General features: G+C 61.2%; 14 protein-coding genes, 1 tRNA gene and 1 pseudogene. 10 read left to right on the forward strand and 6 right to left on the reverse strand.

The features are described from left to right. Positions 1 to 58: 58 nt before the first annotated feature. A complete protein-coding gene (locus JQS30_RS10330) occupies positions 59 to 172 on the reverse strand; it encodes a class III lanthipeptide (protein ID WP_213170205.1) in 114 nt (37 codons plus the stop codon). A gap of 38 nt (positions 173 to 210) precedes the next feature. After that, positions 211 to 327: a class III lanthipeptide gene (locus JQS30_RS10335; protein WP_213170206.1), complete on the reverse strand. Its 117-nt coding sequence runs from the start codon at positions 325 to 327 to the stop codon at positions 211 to 213. 1,621 nt (positions 328 to 1,948) lie between these two features. Between JQS30_RS10335 and dacB the strand changes: the two genes are divergently transcribed. The 4 genes and pseudogenes from dacB to JQS30_RS17550 all read left to right on the forward strand — a co-directional run bounded on the left by dacB (position 1,949) and on the right by JQS30_RS17550 (position 5,515). Then, on the forward strand, positions 1,949 to 3,526 hold the full coding sequence (gene dacB / locus JQS30_RS10340) for a D-alanyl-D-alanine carboxypeptidase/D-alanyl-D-alanine endopeptidase (protein WP_213170207.1): 1,578 nt from the start codon (positions 1,949 to 1,951) through the stop codon (positions 3,524 to 3,526). A gap of 850 nt (positions 3,527 to 4,376) precedes the next feature. Beyond that, positions 4,377 to 5,180: a hypothetical protein gene (locus tag JQS30_RS10345; protein WP_213170208.1), complete on the forward strand. Its 804-nt coding sequence runs from the start codon at positions 4,377 to 4,379 to the stop codon at positions 5,178 to 5,180. A gap of 102 nt (positions 5,181 to 5,282) precedes the next feature. Further along, positions 5,283 to 5,396, forward strand: a pseudogene (locus JQS30_RS17855) (DUF3885 domain-containing protein); the annotation flags it as partial. Further along, entirely contained in the window at positions 5,393 to 5,515 is a 123-nt protein-coding gene (locus tag JQS30_RS17550) for a hypothetical protein (RefSeq protein ID WP_281398347.1), read from the forward strand. The pseudogene JQS30_RS17855 and the gene JQS30_RS17550, both read left to right, overlap by 4 nt. Before the next feature lie 653 nt (positions 5,516 to 6,168). Here the strand turns inward: JQS30_RS17550 and JQS30_RS10350 are convergent. The 3 genes from JQS30_RS10350 to JQS30_RS10360 form a co-directional block, all read right to left on the reverse strand. Next, a tRNA-Val gene (locus JQS30_RS10350) sits at positions 6,169 to 6,243 on the reverse strand. Between the two features lie 96 nt (positions 6,244 to 6,339). Next, a complete protein-coding gene (locus JQS30_RS10355; protein WP_213170209.1) occupies positions 6,340 to 6,807 on the reverse strand; it encodes a peroxiredoxin in 468 nt (155 codons plus the stop codon). A 132-nt stretch (positions 6,808 to 6,939) separates the two neighbouring features. Next, on the reverse strand, positions 6,940 to 7,356 hold the full coding sequence (locus JQS30_RS10360; RefSeq protein ID WP_246497857.1) for a DUF3052 family protein: 417 nt from the start codon (positions 7,354 to 7,356) through the stop codon (positions 6,940 to 6,942). 341 nt (positions 7,357 to 7,697) lie between these two features. On the opposite strand from JQS30_RS10360, the gene aceE reads away from it, so the two are divergent. Beyond that, complete coding sequence (gene aceE, locus JQS30_RS10365) at positions 7,698 to 10,481, forward strand: pyruvate dehydrogenase (acetyl-transferring), homodimeric type (RefSeq protein ID WP_213170210.1); 2,784 nt, start codon at positions 7,698 to 7,700, stop codon at positions 10,479 to 10,481. 1,446 nt (positions 10,482 to 11,927) lie between these two features. On the opposite strand, the gene trxA is transcribed toward aceE, so the two are convergent. Next, positions 11,928 to 12,305 carry a thioredoxin gene (trxA, locus tag JQS30_RS10370; RefSeq protein WP_213170211.1) on the reverse strand — a complete coding sequence of 126 codons (378 nt, stop codon included), beginning with the start codon at positions 12,303 to 12,305 and terminating at the stop codon, positions 11,928 to 11,930. Positions 12,306 to 12,445: 140 nt separating this feature from the next. Between trxA and JQS30_RS10375 the strand changes: the two genes are divergently transcribed. The 5 genes from JQS30_RS10375 (at position 12,446) to JQS30_RS10395 (ending at position 17,330) form a co-directional block, all read left to right on the forward strand. After that, the gene (locus tag JQS30_RS10375; RefSeq protein WP_213173039.1) at positions 12,446 to 13,630 is read left to right on the forward strand and encodes a PucR family transcriptional regulator; all 1,185 of its coding nucleotides are present in this window, start codon (positions 12,446 to 12,448) and stop codon (positions 13,628 to 13,630) included. A gap of 79 nt (positions 13,631 to 13,709) precedes the next feature. After that, entirely contained in the window at positions 13,710 to 14,876 is a 1,167-nt protein-coding gene (locus tag JQS30_RS10380) for an ACP S-malonyltransferase (protein WP_213170212.1), read from the forward strand. Further along, on the forward strand, positions 14,877 to 15,827 hold the full coding sequence (locus JQS30_RS10385; protein WP_213170213.1) for a beta-ketoacyl-ACP synthase III: 951 nt from the start codon (positions 14,877 to 14,879) through the stop codon (positions 15,825 to 15,827). 46 nt (positions 15,828 to 15,873) lie between these two features. Continuing rightward, complete coding sequence (locus tag JQS30_RS10390; RefSeq protein WP_213170214.1) at positions 15,874 to 16,110, forward strand: acyl carrier protein; 237 nt, start codon at positions 15,874 to 15,876, stop codon at positions 16,108 to 16,110. Positions 16,111 to 16,112: 2 nt separating this feature from the next. Then, the gene (locus tag JQS30_RS10395) at positions 16,113 to 17,330 is read left to right on the forward strand and encodes a beta-ketoacyl-[acyl-carrier-protein] synthase family protein (RefSeq protein ID WP_213170215.1); all 1,218 of its coding nucleotides are present in this window, start codon (positions 16,113 to 16,115) and stop codon (positions 17,328 to 17,330) included. Positions 17,331 to 17,609 lie beyond the last annotated feature (279 nt).

Below are 17,609 nucleotides of genomic sequence, written 5' to 3' on the forward strand. Positions count from 1 at the left end.
GGCCTCCTCCTGGCATGAACTCGAAAGAGACCCCCGTCGCCTCAATTAAGTCCAATGCTTACTGGACAGCCTTGTTGCAGCTGTCGGAGTCGCAGGAGCTCCAGCTGATGGCGTCGATCGAGGAACGCGTGGCAGCCGAGGGCATCTTTTGGAGGTTCAGGATCTTCTTCACGGTAGGTACCGCCTTTCTATGTTTGGAAAATGGGGTTGTTACTGAATGACCTGGCCGTTGCAGCTGCCGGAGTCGCAGGAGCTCCAGCTGATGGCGTCGATCGAGGAACGCGTCGCGGCCGAGGGCATCTTCTGGAGCTTCAGGATCTTCTTCACGGTAGGTACCGCCTTTCCGAGGTGATGGTGCTGAGTTTTACTGCGGCGGGCTGTAGCTAGGAGTCCAGTTTTTCGACCAGGCGCTATGCGTCGGGGCCGATTTCTGGACGACCATGGCAAACAACTCGTGCAGGTTGAGCTACTTCCACGCGGCGGTTACCTGCTTCGATATCTCGAATTGGGTCACCGCCGCAGTTAAGACCTTGAGGCGATCGGGGGTCGTAAGAAAGACTCTGGCAGTCCCGGCGCCCCAGGCGCATGATCGTTTGCCACCATTGGGTGCGGGAAATTATTGGGACTCACCTCCCGCCTCGCCCGGGACTAACGCCCGAGCGTCACCTCCGAGCTCAGGGGAACCGCGACAACTGATTTGTTTGCGTGGACAGGAGAGTGAGGGCCTGCCAGGCAGCGAGTCCTAGGTGCGGAAACGTCCTAAAAAGACGCGGGCACGCATGCAACGATGCCTAAGGCGAGCCACCTTAGATGGTGAGACCATCGAAGTAGCTGCGAGCCAGGACCTATTGACCGGGGAGCCCGATGCCCATTGCCATCGCGCGGATCTTGGTACCACGCGCTAACGTAACCGCCGAAGTCCCCGACGAGACATCCCCTGTGCCGCCCCAAGAGGAAGCCATACGCCGAACCCGCGAAAGCCGATGGGCATTTGCCGCAGAGTTCATGCCCGGCCCTCTTCGGGGGGATGAAATGCCACCAGGTGTTTTAGCTGCGCAGCCGTGGCGGGGGCAGGAACTCCACGTTTTCCGCGGCTATGCGGCGCACAACCACTTCCACCGGCCCATACCTAGCCAGTTCAGTGACCACCTCAGCCGCTAGACCACATGATGCGAACTGGGAAGCCGCTGCCGTCGGTGCTCAGAACTGGCTTTGGTGTGTGTTTGGTGGGGTTGGTTCGTTGATTGGGTGTGGCGAGGCGGTGGAATATCGATGATGTGTTGTGAGGTCGGGGTTGGGGATCGGCTTGAGGTGACGTTGCGGGACGAGCTCCACGTGGGGGCGATCAAGCCGCAGGTGGTGTGTCGGGACAGCTGGCTTGTCCGCGCCAGGGAAGGGAGAGCTGGGGCCAGCTCATCAGCATGTGTTAGATGGTCGTCAGTAGCATTTTTTGGTTGCCAAAAGGTGCCACTATTTCCTCAAAGAGCACGAGCCATGTGGTTATACCTCAGAGCCGAAATCTCAGGCTAATACCGACCTTGGTCCACCGCGTATAGGAAAAAGTACGTCGAGGCTTATGCAAAAGGCACCTTCTTCGTTCTCTTCGGCTCGTTTACCTGCGTAAACTTCGCCTCCTGCGGCCTTGAATCCGCCCTTTTGCATAAGCCTCGTCATGCGGGTTCCTTTGCGGTCAATCTTGGCCCCCCGATAGGACTTTCCCTTTATTCCCGTCGCTGTTGAGGACCATTCCTCATTTCCGCAGAGGCTCCACCGGCCACACCTTTATGTCTGCTGCCCCTTCCCTGCCTCGCCGGGTGGAGATCTGCGCTCCAGGGCGGTGGAACAAAAATTTTGACGTGAGCAGGGTCACGAAATATGCCCAAACATGGCATAATTTTTCATCAAACCCCTACATCATAAAAATCTCCTTCAACAAGAGGACGGACGCATGCGAAAACGCTTCCTCATCTATACCCTCCCGGTGCCCTTGATCGCCGCGACAACCGCAGCTGTGGTGCTCTCGCCTTCTGCCCATGCCGACGAGGCCAACCAGGCCCTGGAAGAAACCATTGACTCCATTCTGGAAGATCCACGTTTGGTTGGCTCCCACGCCAGTGTCGTAGTGGCCGACCCGGAGACCGGCGAAGTCATCTACGACCGCAACGGCGAGGACCGCCAGTTGCCCGCATCCAATGTCAAACTCTTGACCTCGGCCGCCGCCATCGACATCCTCGGGGAGGACTATCGGTTCGACACCGACGTCCACGTCGACGGGAAGGTGCGAGGCTCCGCGGCAATCGGTGACCTCTACCTGCGTGGCACCGGGGACCCCACCATGCTGCAAGAGGACTACGTCGATTTGGCCCAACAAGTGGCCGCGACGGGAATTAAGACTGTCACCGGGGATCTAGTCGCCGACGACACTCGATTCGACGACACACGACTGGGCCGTTCCTGGCCTTGGGACAACGAGCAGTTCTATTACCAAGCGCAGATCTCGCCACTGACGCTCGCGCCAGATACCGACTATGACGCTGGTACCGTCTTTGTCTCAGTGACCCCCTCGGACTCCCCCGACGAGGCACCCACGGTGACTCTCCAACCCGAAACTGACTACGTCACCATCGACAACACGGCCACAACAGTCGCCTCGGGCGGCGCAAACAATCTGCAGATCACCCGCAAGCACGCCACAAACACCATCGCCATCAGCGGCACAATCCCCGTTGACGCGAACAACAGGAACTCCTGGACTACGGTATGGGAGCCAACTGGTTATGCCACGGCGGTCTTTGCCGACGCGCTCAAGGACGCAGGCGTTAGAGTCATCGGAGATGTGCGACTGGGCCAGGAAGTGCCAGAGGATGCCCTCACCGTCGCGACCCACCAGTCAATGACTCTTGAGGACCTCATGATCCCGTTCATGAAGCTGTCGAACAATGGCCACTCCGAAGCTCTCGTCAAGACCATCGGTCATGAAGTCTCCGGAGCTGGCACCTGGAACGCGGGCTTGGCAGCCATCGCCGATTTCCTCGCCGACCAAGGGGTCGACACCAGCGTTCTCAGCCAAGCTGATGGATCGGGCCTGTCCCGCCAGAACCTAGTAGCGGCCAATGAATTCATTGATCTGCTGTCGGCCACAAAAGACGCCCACTGGTATGAGACTTGGTACGACTCTCTTCCCATCGCCTGCGAAGGAGAGCGTCTGGTCGGCGGAACTCTGCGTAGTCGTATGTGTGGCACTCCGGCCGAGAGCAACGCTCGGGCTAAGACCGGGAGCCTCAACGGCGTCAGTGGCCTGTCCGGCTATGTGACCGATGCGGACGGACGTGACCTAGTCTTCAGCATCCTATTGAACAAGTACGTCATGCCCGGAGGCGTCAAGGACATCGAGGATCAGATCGTGATCGCGCTGGCCTCGTTTAGCGCCGAGGAGGCCAGCGCGCCGATGCCGCAGTACTCACCACCGGCCTCTGAGATCGATGGCGATCTGGAGTGCAGTTGGGTCAAGCCCGCTGTTTGCTAGAGGCAGGCGCTCAACGCGCTGCTTAGCTGTAGCCCACCGGGTATCGACCACAGTGAGTATCGGCCATCGCAATGTCGTCGATGCTCAGTAGCTTGCTGACTTTCGACACGAAAATGCCCCTCAACGGGTTCCCGTTGAGGGGCATTTGTGCTGGTGGACCTTTCGGTCTCTTATTACAACTCAAAACTCCAGTTTAAAGCCTCAATTGCCCGGCTCAGAGACCTCGTCGTAGCCATGGCGCACCATGAGGGACCCCACACCACAACTCAATTGCCCCAACGCGCACACGGCAGCCGCGACGGTCCACCCCGAGCAATCCAGACCACCTCACGCCTGAGGAATACGAGCCACTAGTGGAGGCGGCTCGTGCTGATGTCTGCAAATTGCATCTCGCCGCCGAGTTCGACATCAGCCGCCGCAACATTCACCGGTTGTTGATACGGGACTGATTCGACAGTCCGTGGATAGCCTGCCTGGTATTTGGTGCATCGATGCGGAAGCTGAGGGACTCGGCGGTCTACGGTCAGGACTGGCTCTACCGATTGTTACTGGAGGCTCCTTGGAGATGACAAGTCTCATCGCTGCTTTCGTCAACGCCTCACCTCGTGTAGGTACTCAGTTGGAGGAGGTCGCCCGGATCGTCAAGGATTTCCAGGATCGAGACACCGGGAAGGATTCGGATAACGAGCCGGAATTCCGGCCCGTCGAGGTCGGGGTTCTGACCGAGTCTCGAGTGCATAGGTGAGCTCGGCTCGGCGAAGGGCTCGAGCCGAGCTCAGACCGCAACCAGTAGAATCCTCGCAACCGTGATTCGGCCATTCGCTATATGTGTGAGTTCGAAGGGATCGTTATGTCTGCCAAGTGGGTTCGGGCCGATGGCATGGTGATGCTGTGGGTGCTTGAAGACGGGATCCGGCATGCGTGTGGGTATGATCCCAGCCCCGGGACGGCCGCACTGTGGGTGCTCAACGCGATGTACGAGCAAGAATCTCCGATTGTCGAAGAGACGCATGACGAGCAACATCGGCGCCGTTTGGCCGCCGGAGAGGTAGAGCCGTGGCGCCTGGGCGACTTCGACGAACGCGATCACCCTGAACTGACGGTGCCAGGTGGTGGGCTCGGTTGGGCCGATCACCCCGGACCGGGCTGGAAGCGCCTACGTTGGCACCAGCTCGCCGAACGTATCGGCGACCCGATCGTCAGGCTCGGCCACGACACGTTCTATCCCATTCCTTCGCTCCGTTCGTTCCCGTCAGTAAAGCGTGATGGCTCGTGGCCCGCCTCGATTCAGCCGCCCACTGAAGGCAGCCTCGATTGGGAATCCTTCCGCGCCCTTGCCGCAGTGCTGTGTGAGTTCTCCGGCCCCGAGACGGTCGTGTACGCGCACTGGTGCGATGCGATCACTGCCGAGGAGTTCACGGTATTTGAGGGCCGTCTCGCCGATCTGGAAGCGCTTCGGTTGCTGCCGTTTAGCTCGAGTCCGTCGAACATCTGGCCTGCGGATCGATCATGGTTGCTGTACACCGACTGGGACCTCTGGGGTACTAAGGTCACCGGCCCTGCGGAACTGCTGGCGCGACTCGAAGCCGACGATTTCCTGGAGACAGCCTGGCTGCCCGACTACCGGTTGATGCTCGACCGCAGGGAGACCTGACCGATGGATCGGGCCTTCGCCGAACGGTGGGAGCATCGCTGGTCGAAGGATCGGCCCTGGGAAACCGAGCGGCTCAAGTTCGCCTAGAACGAATTCTGGGTCCGGTTCCACAACCTGCCCGAAACCGAGCGGTATACCGAAAACGAAGGCGAGTACACCCCCATACTGGAGCGTCACAACGCCGTGTTTGAGGAGCTCAAGAGATTCTGGTCATGACCTCCCCATGGGGCGATGAATCTGGTGTGGAACTTCCAGACGCGTGGCTACAGGCGACCGTGCGCAATGCGCCGGAGTTCGAAAGGCGTATCTACTTGTTCCTAGACAGGGACGCCTAGACCCTTGGCGTCCTCATTGTCCTGCTCCGCAAGTATGCAGACTTCGAGCCAGTCAGAGTGGTCATTGCAGATGCGTCTTAGTCGCAGCTGTTCCACCCCTATGACTTCAGGTTGGACGTCATCGTCCACATCTCGACAGAACGAGACACGCAGAAAGACCGCCACCACGATTGACTGTGCCCCACTCACTCGGCTATTGAAGCGCCTGACCAGGCGGACTAACCGCTTGGAAGGGGCCACATGAGGCTGCGCCATTGAGAGAAAAGTTCAGAGGCTAGACCGCCGAGGGCGACCGCGCTGAACGAGAGGCCCCATCACGGTGAAAGCTGCCCCCGGCCTTGCAAGAGGACAGCCCTCGCTATACCCAGCACCAGAGATAGACGCGCCCCAACGGGAACAACGCAATCCTGTGAAAGGGGAAGAGTGCTCCTGCGGAGAAAAACATCGCAGACCTCGTTAGCCACGAATTACCAACGTGCTGCGAAAGGTTCACCGTATTCAGCTGTGACCGGTCATCACACACGGTGCCGAACTTCTGGACGCTGAGTTCGGTGAAGATTTCCTCGACGGCGTGTTGAGAAGTTCGGATTCGCCAGGCTATCAATTAGGCTTGCAAATGCCCCCGGGAGTCACTTTCCCGGGGGCATTTGTGCTGGTGGGCGCTACTGGGATCGAACCAGTGACCACTGCTTTGTAAGAGCAGTGCTCTACCGCTGAGCTAAGCGCCCTCACCAGAGGCGCCGGCTGTTGGCGCGTCAGGCTCAAATAGGTTACCTGACCTAATGAGCGGACATCAGCGACCCCAGCCGGCGACGTAGCGCAGGTTACTTTCCGGAGAGTTCCGCCAGCGCTTTTTTCCATCCTTGCTGGTCGCGCGGCTCGCCGGGGAGGTTCATTTCGGCGAACTGGACGATGCCTTGCTTGTCGATGACGAAGGTTCCGCGGTTGGAGATTCCTTTGTCCGCGTCGAAGACGCCGTATTGGGTGGCGACTCCGCCGTGGGGCCAGAAGTCACTGAGCAGGGGGAAGGTGAAGCCTTCGCGTTCTGCCCAGACTTTGTGGGTGAATGGGGAGTCTACGGAGACGGTCAGGACTTGGACGTCGTCGGTCTGGTATTCGTCGAGGTCGTCGCGGACTCCGCACAGTTCTCCCTCGCAGACTCCGGTGAAGGCCAGCGGGTAGAACACCAGCAGGACGTTTTTGTCGCCTGCGAAGTCTTGGAGGCTGACCTCTTGGTTGTTCTGGTCCTTGAGGGTGAATTCCGGTGCGGCTTGGCCGACGCTGATCGTCATGTATGTGTTCCTCTCGGTTGTGTAGCTGGGTTCAAAGCTACGTCAGTGCGTGGGTTTCGGCGAGGCGGTTCTAGGTCTGGTCGGTGGGCGGGATTGGCTCCCGGCGGTGACGGTGGCCGGTGGTTGCCGGGGTTAGCTGTTTTTTCCCAGGCGCATGCGAATGCCGAGCCAATCGGGTTCGATGGGGATGGTTTTGGTGGCTTTGAGGCCGGCGAGTGGTCCCGCCTCGGAGATGGTGGCCGGGTCGATGTGTCCGGCCCGGTTGGCTTTGGGAGTGAGGAGCCACACGGTGCCGTCGTCGTCGAGGTTGCTGCGGGCGTCCAGCAGGCCGTCGACGAGGTCTCCATCGTCGTCGCGCCACCATAGGAGGACGGCGTCCATGAGGTCGGTGGTGTCGTCGGGGTGTAGTTCGCCAACGGTCTTGATGACGGCATCGCGTAGGTCGGTGTCGACGTCGGTGTCGTAGCCGATCTCCATGACTTCGTGGTCCGCAGTGATGCCGAGCTGGTCGACCGGGTTGGGCTCGTCGACCGAGCTGGTGGTGTTCACCTAGGTGCCTTCCCTTCACTTCGTGGTGTGTCTCGGCTCTTTGCTTGTCCTTGAAGTGGAAGCAGAGTCGAGGTCTCTTGAGGCCGAGAATACGAAATTTCCGCCATGAGTGTTGGACATTGGTCGGCTTAAGTGAACTGAGAGACCCCGGGTGTCACGGGTTTATCTTTGATTCGATGCCAAATTGAGTCATTGTCTCGTTGTTTTTCATGTCACCAGGGGTAGATTCAGGTCAATTCATGGGCGAGGATGGGAGTTTGACTACCCGGCGCCCATCAGGTGTGTCTGCCGTCGCAACAAAACGGGTCCTGTCGCAACGCAACGAGTAGATTCAAGGCAGGATGGTAAGAACCAACTACAGCTATACCCTGTTGTCTAAGAACGAGGGATCGCCCGTGACCACCGATAACAACCGGCCGGTAATCAGTGACGGTTTGCCACAACTTCCCGACACTGATCCCGAAGAAACCTCCGAGTGGCTTGAGTCACTCGACAGCATGCTCGACGAGCGCGGGAGTTCCCGGGCTCGTTACCTCATGCTGAGGTTGCTGGAGCGGGCTCGGGAGCGCCAAATCGGTGTTCCGGGCCCTATCAGCACCGACTACATCAACTCGATTCCGCCGGAGAAGGAACCGCTCTTCCCCGGCGATGAAGCGTTGGAGCGCCGCATTAGGCGCTACATTCGCTGGAATGCCGCCATGACGGTGCACCGCGCGCAGCGGCCTGGCATTGGAGTGGGCGGCCACATTTCCACCTATGCCTCGTCCGCCAGCTTGTACGAGGTTGGTTTCAACCACTTCTTCCGGGGTCGCAACCATCCCGGCGGTGGAGACCAAATCTTTTTCCAGGGGCACGCTTCCCCAGGCATGTACGCTCGCTCGTACTTGGAGGGGCGACTGACGGAGCAGCAGCTTGATGGCTTCCGCCAAGAACTGTCGCGCCCCGATGGTGGCCTTCCGTCCTATCCGCACCCGCGTCTCATGCCCGACTACTGGCAGTTCCCGACCGTGTCGATGGGCCTGGGGCCCATCGGGGCGATCTATCAGGCCCAGTTCAACCGTTACCTGCAAGATCGCGGTATCAAGGACACGTCCGAACAACACGTGTGGGCGTATCTGGGCGACGGGGAAATGGACGAGCCGGAGTCACGCGGCGCGTTGCAGCTTGCCGCAGAACAAGGCCTGGATAACTTGACGTTTGTCGTCAACTGCAACTTGCAGCGTCTAGACGGCCCAGTGCGCGGTAATGGCAAGATCATGCAAGAGCTGGAGTCGTTCTTCCGCGGTGCTGGCTGGAACGTCGTCAAGGTCGTGTGGGGTCGCGAGTGGGACCCGTTGCTGGCTGGCGATACCGAAGGCGCGCTGGTGAACATCATGAACACCACGCCCGATGGTGACTTCCAGACCTACAAGGGAGAGTCCGGCGCGTTCGTGCGCGAGCATTTCTTCGGCCGCGACCCGCGTACGCGGGCGCTGGTGGAGAACATGAGCGACGACCAAATCTGGGGCCTCAAGCGTGGCGGTCACGACTACCGCAAGTTGTACGCGGCCTACCAGGCTGCCCAGAGGCGCAACGGCCGTCCGACCGTCATCTTGGCCAAGACGATCAAGGGCTGGACACTCGGTTCGAGTTTCGAATCTCGCAACGCCACCCACCAGATGAAGAAGCTGACGCTGGATGACTTGAAGGTCTTCCGCGACAACCTCAAGCTCGATATCCCGGACGCGGACCTGGAACGTGACCCGTATCTACCGCCGTACTTGAAGTTCTCCGAAGACTCCGAAGAATATAAGTATCTGATGGACCGGCGGGCCGAGCTCGGTGGCCCCATGCCAGCGCGTTCGAAGACCCACATCGCGCTGAATCTACCCGGCGAAGACGCCTACAAGGTCGTCAAGCGCGGTTCGGGTAAACAAAAGGTCGCCACGACCATGGCGTTTGTGCGGTTGCTCAAGGACCTCATGAAGGACAAGGAGACTGGGAAACGGTGGGTGCCCATCATTCCCGACGAGGCGCGCACCTTCGGGATGGACGCCATGTTCCCCACCTCCAAGATCTACTCACCGCACGGCCAGAAGTATCTGTCGGTGGACCGGGACCTGTTCTTGTCCTACAAGGAAGCCGAGCAGGGACAGCTGCTGCACCTGGGTATCAATGAGGCCGGTTCGGCGGCGGCGTTTACCGCCGCGGGCACCTCCTATGACACGCACGGCGAGCCGATGATCCCGATGTACATCTTCTATTCGATGTTCGGGTTCCAGCGCACTGCCGACAGCCTGTGGGCCGCTGCCGACCAGATGACTCGGGGTTTCCTCCTGGGAGCCACCGCTGGCCGCACGACGCTCAATGGCGAGGGTCTACAGCACGAGGACGGGCATTCTCCGCTTATCGCGGCGACGAACCCGGCCGTGGTTACCTACGACCCGGCTTTCGGTTACGAGCTGGCGCATATCGTGCAGGATGGTCTGCGTCGCATGTACGGGGAGGATCAGGAGAACATCTTCTACTACCTCACCGTGTACAACGAGCCAATTCAGCAGCCGGCTCAGCCAGAGAATCTCGACGTCGAGGGTCTGCTCAAGGGCATTTACAAGTTCGCCGAAGGTGAAGGAACGGGGCCACGAGTACAGCTGCTGGCCTCTGGTGTGGGTGTGCCTTGGGCTCAGCGCGCTGCCGAGATCCTGGCCTCTGATTGGGATGTCACCGCCGATGTGTGGTCGGTGACTTCGTGGAATGAACTGCGCCGCGATGCGATCGAAGCTGAACAGCACAACGTGCGCCACCCCGACGCTGAGCAACGGGTGCCGTATGTGACCAGCAAGCTCCAGTCCGCTCAGGGCCCGTTTGTCGCTGTCAGCGACTACATGCGGGCCGTGCCGGACTTGATCTCCCGCTGGGTGCCCGGGACTTATTCGTCGCTTGGCACCGATGGTTTCGGCCAGTCCGACACCCGTGGGGCGCTGCGTCGCCACTTCAACGTGGACGCCGAGTCGATCGTGGTGGCGGCTCTACAGCAGTTGGCCGCCTCCGGCGATGTGAAACCGGAGCTGGCCGCGTCGGCCGCTGCGAAGTACCGCATCACCGACCCAACCGCGGCAGACGCCGGCGAGACCGTTGGCGACTAAAAATTAGACAAGCAAAGGGAGCCAGCCTGGCGCTGGCTCCCTTTCTATATGCGAACAAACACCGATAGCACCCGCGTAGTGGTTCCACGAAGTGCTTTCGGTTTGATGACGATTTTTGGGAGGGTTCTGAAACGACCTCAATCGTTCCGCAATCCCCTAGTTAGAGCTCCTATCAGGTTTGTTTCCGTGGCGAGGATGGTGTGCTGTCAGTGCGTGGGGAGGCGGAGGCCCTTGTTCATACCCAGCGGGTATGGGCAAGGGCCGACAACGCGGCCAGGCGCGACATCACTCCACCGCAGCAGGAAGAGAAACCTGATAGGAGCTCTTAAGGCTGTTCGGTAAGTTCTCTTTGGGTCGAGCTCGCTGAACAGCAGGAAGTGTTGACACAGCACGAGTCACACGAGCTCATGCCCGAGGACGCGCCGGTCTCCGGCGGCACAAGGGCGTCGCGGACGGTCGCGGATCTCGACACCGTCGAAGGACAGGTCCTCCGGAACGCGAAGCGAAAGCCCGCTCCAACGGACAGTCTTCTCTGAGAGCCAGGATCGGCCCCAGCGCGGATGCGAGGAGCTTCAGACGCTCTGCGGATCCCACATTCCGCCCCAAGTCCAAGCATGCGCGAATCTCGCCCAGATACGCGGGAGGTAGGGCCGCCCCTTCGGAACCTTCCACAAGCTGCATACCGAGCCCTGTGGGCACCAAAGCACGTGCGACCACTGACCTCGCCCCAGGCCGAAAAGGTGCGTGGCAGAGACGCTGGCTGTCCACATCAATTCGGCGAGCACCTCGGGAATCTGTTCGATGCCCGTAGCGATGGTCTGCATATGCCGCAGGCACTGCGAGGCCAGCGTCGACGTCAGCGCGTCGGTTTTCGCTGAGGACCTCAGACTCCACCATGAATGGAGAGTTGAGGCCGACGGGGGTCTCCGCTCCCCTTTGCGGAGGGCCGTGGTCGGACTCTCCAACGATTGCTCGTGTCTGGAGGAGAGCCTGGAGTGAATCACCCGAAGATCGGACTAGCTCAGGTGGCCGCGCGACCGGGGCTGTTGATTGGCGATATCGATGGGTTTAGCCCGTATTTTGAACGAGATCACCTATAGAACAAATTGGCCGATGTCGATATACTAAGCGAGAAACAGGGTTGCGACCGTCCCCCCAGCACGGTCGCAACCCTGTTTTATGCACTGATCCCAGCTCGTCTCTCATGCGCTGGATAGGGAATCGCTCACTGTGCGCACCCCAGGTAACAGTGACTCACTGTTTGTACCCAACCAGCACCGCCGAGGCGGCCACTTTGGGGTTAACTCGCCGTGTTGTGTCGCAAGAGCGACACTTCTACGCACGTACTTCTACTTCGCACGCGGAGAACCGTGCCTGGCCTTGCGTTCGCGATGGCGGCTTCACGAGCCTTCCCCGCACGTGGCACGGGAATGACACGTTCTGCGGCTAGCTTTGGGCTCGTCCCGCTTCTTCCGCCGCGACCTGGGCGCGCACATCGTCCATATCCAGTTTCCGCGCCTGGCTGATGAGATCCTCCAGGGCTTCCTTCGGCAGCGCACCCGGCTGGGCGAACACCAAGATTCCATCCCGGAAAACCATGAGGGTCGGAATCGACTGGATGTTGACAGCGGCGGCTATCTCCGGTTCCGCTTCGGTGTCGACCTTCGCGAAGACGATGTCCTCGTGATTGTCACTGACTTCCTGGAAGGTTGGCGCGAACTGACGGCAGGGGCCACACCACTGTGCCCAGTAGTCGACCAGCACGATGCCGTCAGCTTCGATGGTGTCTTTGAACGTCTCTTTGGTGAGATCGATGGTGGCCACGAATATCGGCCTTTCTATGGTTGGTTCCGCCCGTTGTAACAGTTCCCTTACAGCTGATATTCCTGGGGGCACCCACCCGCTCCAACGCAGGCAGTGAGCCGGTGCGCAACCTCATAGGAGAAGCTGGCACTCTTATAACCATGATGTTGGCCGCCACCATACAGAATGTCGAGCGCGCGACAGGCGCTCTGGCAACCCAAAGTATTGCCCGCATGGATGACCAACTGCCGTGGTTTCGGGAGCTCCCCGCCGAGAAGCGCTCCATGGTCACTCTCGTGGCGCAAGCTGGTGTACGTCAGCTCGTCCAGTGGATGCGCAATGAGGGAGCCGATACTGGCATCTCCGATGAGGTCTTTGAGGCCGCGCCCGTCGAGCTGGCCCGGGCCATCAGTCTCCAACACACGGTCGCGCTCATCCAGGTGACATGTGAGGTGGTGGAAGAACAGGTGCCAGCCTTGGCCGCCGAAGGCGAAGACGAGGCCCTGCGGGAGGCTGTACTGCGTTTTTCTCGTGAAATCGCCTTTGCCGCCGCTCGGGTATACGCCCGCGCCGCTGAGTCGCGCGGAGCCTGGGACGCTCGACTCCAAGCCATGCTGGTCGACGCTCTACTGCGAGGCGACGGCCCAGACGAACTGGCCGGACGCGCCGCCGCCCTAGGCTGGTCGGAGATACAGCCGGTCACCGTGGCCTGCGGCAACACCCCCGGCGGTGAGACGACCGCGGTGCTCCACAGCGTCCAAAAGGCTGCCCGCCGTTTGGGCGTGGAAGTCTTGGCCGGTGTTCATGGGGCCCGCCTCGTGGTCCTCATAGGCGGCATTGACGACGCGCTGCCGACAGTGGAGAAACTGACTAGTCAGTTCGGTGAGGGGCCCATCGTGGTGGGTCACTCCGTAGCCGGAGTCACCGAGGCCTCGTCTTCGGCGCACGCGGCCGTCACCGGTCACCGCGCCGCTGCGGCTTGGCCCGACGCTCCGTGCCCTGCTCTGGCCACGCAACTACTACCCGAGCGGGCCGTCGCTGGCGATATCGAGGCGCGCAAGGCGTTGCGAACCGGTGTGTACGTGACACTCAAACGCGCCGGTGGCGAGCTGCTGGAGACGATGGACGCGTTCATTTCCTCCGGTGGGGTCCTGGAAGGCACCGCCCGGGCGCTATATGTCCATCCCAATACGGTGCGTTACCGCCTGCGCCGCATTCACGAAGTGACCGGTTTGGCCCCTACTGAGGCACATGACGCCTTTGCCCTACGTGTGGGCTTGGCCATAGGCCGCCTGGAATCCACCCCCGCGCAACGGCATAAGCCCAGCTTACAAAGGTTATTGTAGGTTTCCAACAAAAGATGATCACGCATTCAGTCAGCGTTAAGCACTGTTAATCACGGCCAGGTAGGCCAGAGTTTGAGTTGTGCTAGCCATAGTCGCGCCCGGACAGGGGGCGCAGAAGCCCGGTTTTCTCAAGCCCTGGCTCGACCTACCTGGAGCCGCCGACAGGCTGCGCTGGTGGTCGGAGTTGACAGGGAAAGACCTCATTCGCCTCGGAACCGAAGCCGACGCCGATGAGATTACCGATACTGCCAACACGCAGCCGCTCCTTGTGGCGGCGGGACTGTTGGCCGCCGAACATGTGCCCGTGGCCGACGCAGGGGTCGTCGCGGGTCACTCCGTCGGGGAACTGACCGCCTACGCCCTAGCCGGTGTTCTCTCCCCCGAAGCGGCCGTGACGCTCGCGGGAGTGCGCGGCCGGGAAATGGCCGCCGCCTGCCATGCCGAGCCCACCACCATGGCCGCCGTCCTCGGCGGAGCACAGGAGGAGGTACTCGACGCGATCGAGCAAGCCGGGGCCTGGCCCGCCAACCGCAATATGGCCGGACAGATCGTCGCCGCCGGTCCGGTAGCCGCGATCGATAAGCTAGTCGACAACCCCCCAGCTCGCGCCCGAGTTCGTAAACTCGCCGTGGCCGGGGCCTTCCACACTCCGCACATGGCGCCCGCTAAAGAGGAGATGCGCGCCATTGCCGGAGGTGTGGACACCGCGGACCCCGAGCGTTTGCTGCTGTCGAACTCCGATGGTTCGGCCGTCGTCTCCGGTGAGTCCGCGCTGAACCTCATGGTCAACCAGATCACCGCGCCGGTGCGCTGGGACGCTTGCATGGAGACACTCGCCGACTTGGGCGTCACCGCCCTCATCGAACTGGCACCGGCCGGAACACTCACCGGTATGGCCAAGCGAGCCCTCAAAGGAGTTGAACTCCTCACCGTCAACACGCCCGAGGACCTGGAGGCCGCCGCGCAACTGGCCGCCTCTCACGGAGCCGAGCCGACCGTGGAGCCCTCCGTGGCCTTCCATGTGGCCGTCTCCCGCGCCCCTGGTGTGTTCAGCCCCAATGAGGGTCTGACCCCGGGAGACCGGGTGGAGAACGGCGTAAGCCTCGGTGAGGTGTCCGGTCGCGCCGGAACCCAGACCGTTACGGCCGCCCATTCTGGGCTGCTGCTGGAGTGGCTGGTCGAAGCCGGCGACCGCGTCGCCGTTGGCCACCCCCTAGCTCGGATTCAGCCCCAAGGAGAGCGTTAAATGCCGAACGGTTCCCGCGTCGTCAGCGTCGGTCACTACCAACCCGAGAAGGTCCTCACCAACGCCGAATTGTGCGAAATGGTCGAGACCACCGATGAATGGATTACCTCTCGGGTCGGTATCAAAGAACGCCGCATCGCCGAGAAGGACGAAAAAGTCGCCGATCTGGCTTTCAAAGCCGGGCAACAGGCCTTGGCCAACTCTGGCCTCAGCGCTAGCGACATCGACATGGTGCTGGTAGGCACGACTTCGGCGATGGACCGCACTCCCAACACCGCCTGTCAGGTCGCCGCGCGACTGGGCATCGAGACCGGTTCGCCGGCGATGGACGTCAACACCGCCTGCTCAGGTTTCGGCTACGCGGTGGGCATGGCCGACCAGTTCCTCAAGGGTGGCACTGCCAAGCGAGCGCTCGTCATCGGGGCCGAGAAGCTAACCCAGTTCACCGATTGGTCCGACCGCTCCACCTGCGTGCTCTTCGGAGACGGCGCGGGCGCGGTCATCATGGAGGCCACCGACGAGACTGAACAGGTCACCGGACCAGTCGTGTGGGGCTCAGTACCGGCAATGGCCGACGTCATTCGCATCACCGAGGACATTCCCTTCATTAAGCAGGAGGGGCAGAGCGTCTACCGCTGGACGGTGACATCACTTCCTCCCCTTATCCGCCAGACCATCAACGACGCTGGACTGGAACCCGCATCCATCAAAGCCTTCGTCCTGCACCAGGCGAACCTGCGCATTATTGAAGGCATCTCAAAACGACTGGGCTTCGATGACGCCATCATCGCCGATGACATCATCTACTCCGGTAACACGTCAACGGCCTCCATACCGTTGGCACTGTCGAAATTGGTGCAAGAAGGCAAGGTGCAATCTGGCGACCCGATCGTTCTGTTCGGGTTCGGCGGAGGACTCACTTATGCCGGGCAGGTCATCTACTGCCCGTAAGCGAAAGTTAAATCCAACTTTTGCTCCGTATGTGAAAGGAAACGAAATGACACGCGACGAGATCCGTGAAGGTCTGTCCGAAATTCTCGAAGAGGTCGCCGGTGTGACCCCGGACGACGTCACCGACGAAAAGTCCTTCACTGACGACCTCGACGTTGACTCGCTGGCCATGACCGAGGTCATGCTCGCCGCCGAGGAAAAGTTCGGCACCGCCATTCCCGACGAGGAAATCCAGAACCTGAAGACTGTCGGCGACGCGATCAACTACATCGAAAAGGCTTAATTGTGACAGAGGTAGTCGTCACCGGGCTCGGCGCGACCACTCCGCTTGGCGGAGACGTCGCATCGACCTGGGAACAACTCACTGCTGGAAAATCCGGGGTAGGCGCTCTTGACCAAGAGTGGGCCGCCGAGCTATCGACCCGAATCGCCGCCCAACTGGCCCAAGAGCCGGGCGAGAAGATTCCGCGTGTGCGCATGCGCCGCCTCGACCGGAGCGAGCAAGTCGCCCTGATCGCGGCCCAGGAAGCGTGGAACGACGCCGCACATGGCGATGACGTGGACCATGAACGGCTGGGAGTGTGCTTCGGATCTGGTATCGGTGGGGCGATCACCCTGCTGGAGCAGGACGACATCCTCGAAGCAAAAGGGCCACGCCGGGTCAGCCCCCACACCGTGCCCATGTTGATGCCCAACGGCCCTGCGGCCGTGGTCGGCCTCGAAATGGGTGCTCAAGCGGGCGTCCACGCTCCCACCAGCGCATGTGCCACCTCAGCCGAGGCGATTGCCTGGGCGGCGGACATGATTCGCGCTGGACGCGCCGACATTGTCGTCGCGGGGGGAGCCGAAGCGGTCATCCACGCACTGCCGCTGGCGGGGTTTGGCTCCATGCGAGCCCTGTCGACGCGCAATGACGAGCCGGAGCGCGCCTCGCGCCCGTGGGACACCGGCCGGGACGGATTCGTCATGGGTGAGGGCGCGGGAGCACTCGTGCTGGAACGGGCCGACTACGCCCGCGCCCGCGGAGCCCGCATCTACGCCAAGGTCGCCGGGTCCGGACTGACTTCGGACGGGTTCGACATGGTGCAGCCGCATCCCGAATGCGCTGGCGGTATTCGCGCCATGCGCTTCGCGTTGCAGCAGGCGGGTCTGACCGGCTCGGACGTGGGGCACGTTAACGCGCACGCCACGTCCACTCCCGTCGGGGACATGGCCGAGGTTCACGGAATTCGCGAAGCGATCGGCAGCCACCCGATTCTGACCGGCACCAAGTCCATGACCGGGCACTTGTTGGGTGCGGCCGGAGCCGTCGAATCGATCGCCTCCATCCTGGCGATCCACTACGGCATCATTCCGCCCACCCTCAACTTGGAGTCCCCGGAGTCCGACCTGGATCTGGACGTGGCCAGCGGCGAAGCTCGCAAGGTTGAGCTCAACGCGGTCATGAACAACTCCTTCGGGTTCGGTGGGCACAACGCGGCCTTGCTCTTCACTAGGCCGTAGAGATCCGAAGTCTCGTCTACGGTGCCACGGTGCCGCCGACGAGACTTGAGGTTGCGTGATCTGGCCCCGGGTCACCGATTCATCGGTAAGGAGGCTTCTGCGACGAGGCAGAAGCTCGACGTTCTCACTCAAAGATGGGGCAGCGTCGCTGAGACCAACGTGCAGAAGCCTCCACTAGGGGCCCACGCGACAACAGCACACTTAAGGAGACCGACGTGTCAGGTGCTATTACGAAGAGTTCGGCCACCACGCCCGCCAACGCTGAGGCGGCCGTCGACG

This window comes from Natronoglycomyces albus (genome assembly GCF_016925535.1).
Taxonomy (GTDB): Bacteria; Actinomycetota; Actinomycetes; order Mycobacteriales; family Micromonosporaceae; genus Natronoglycomyces; species Natronoglycomyces albus.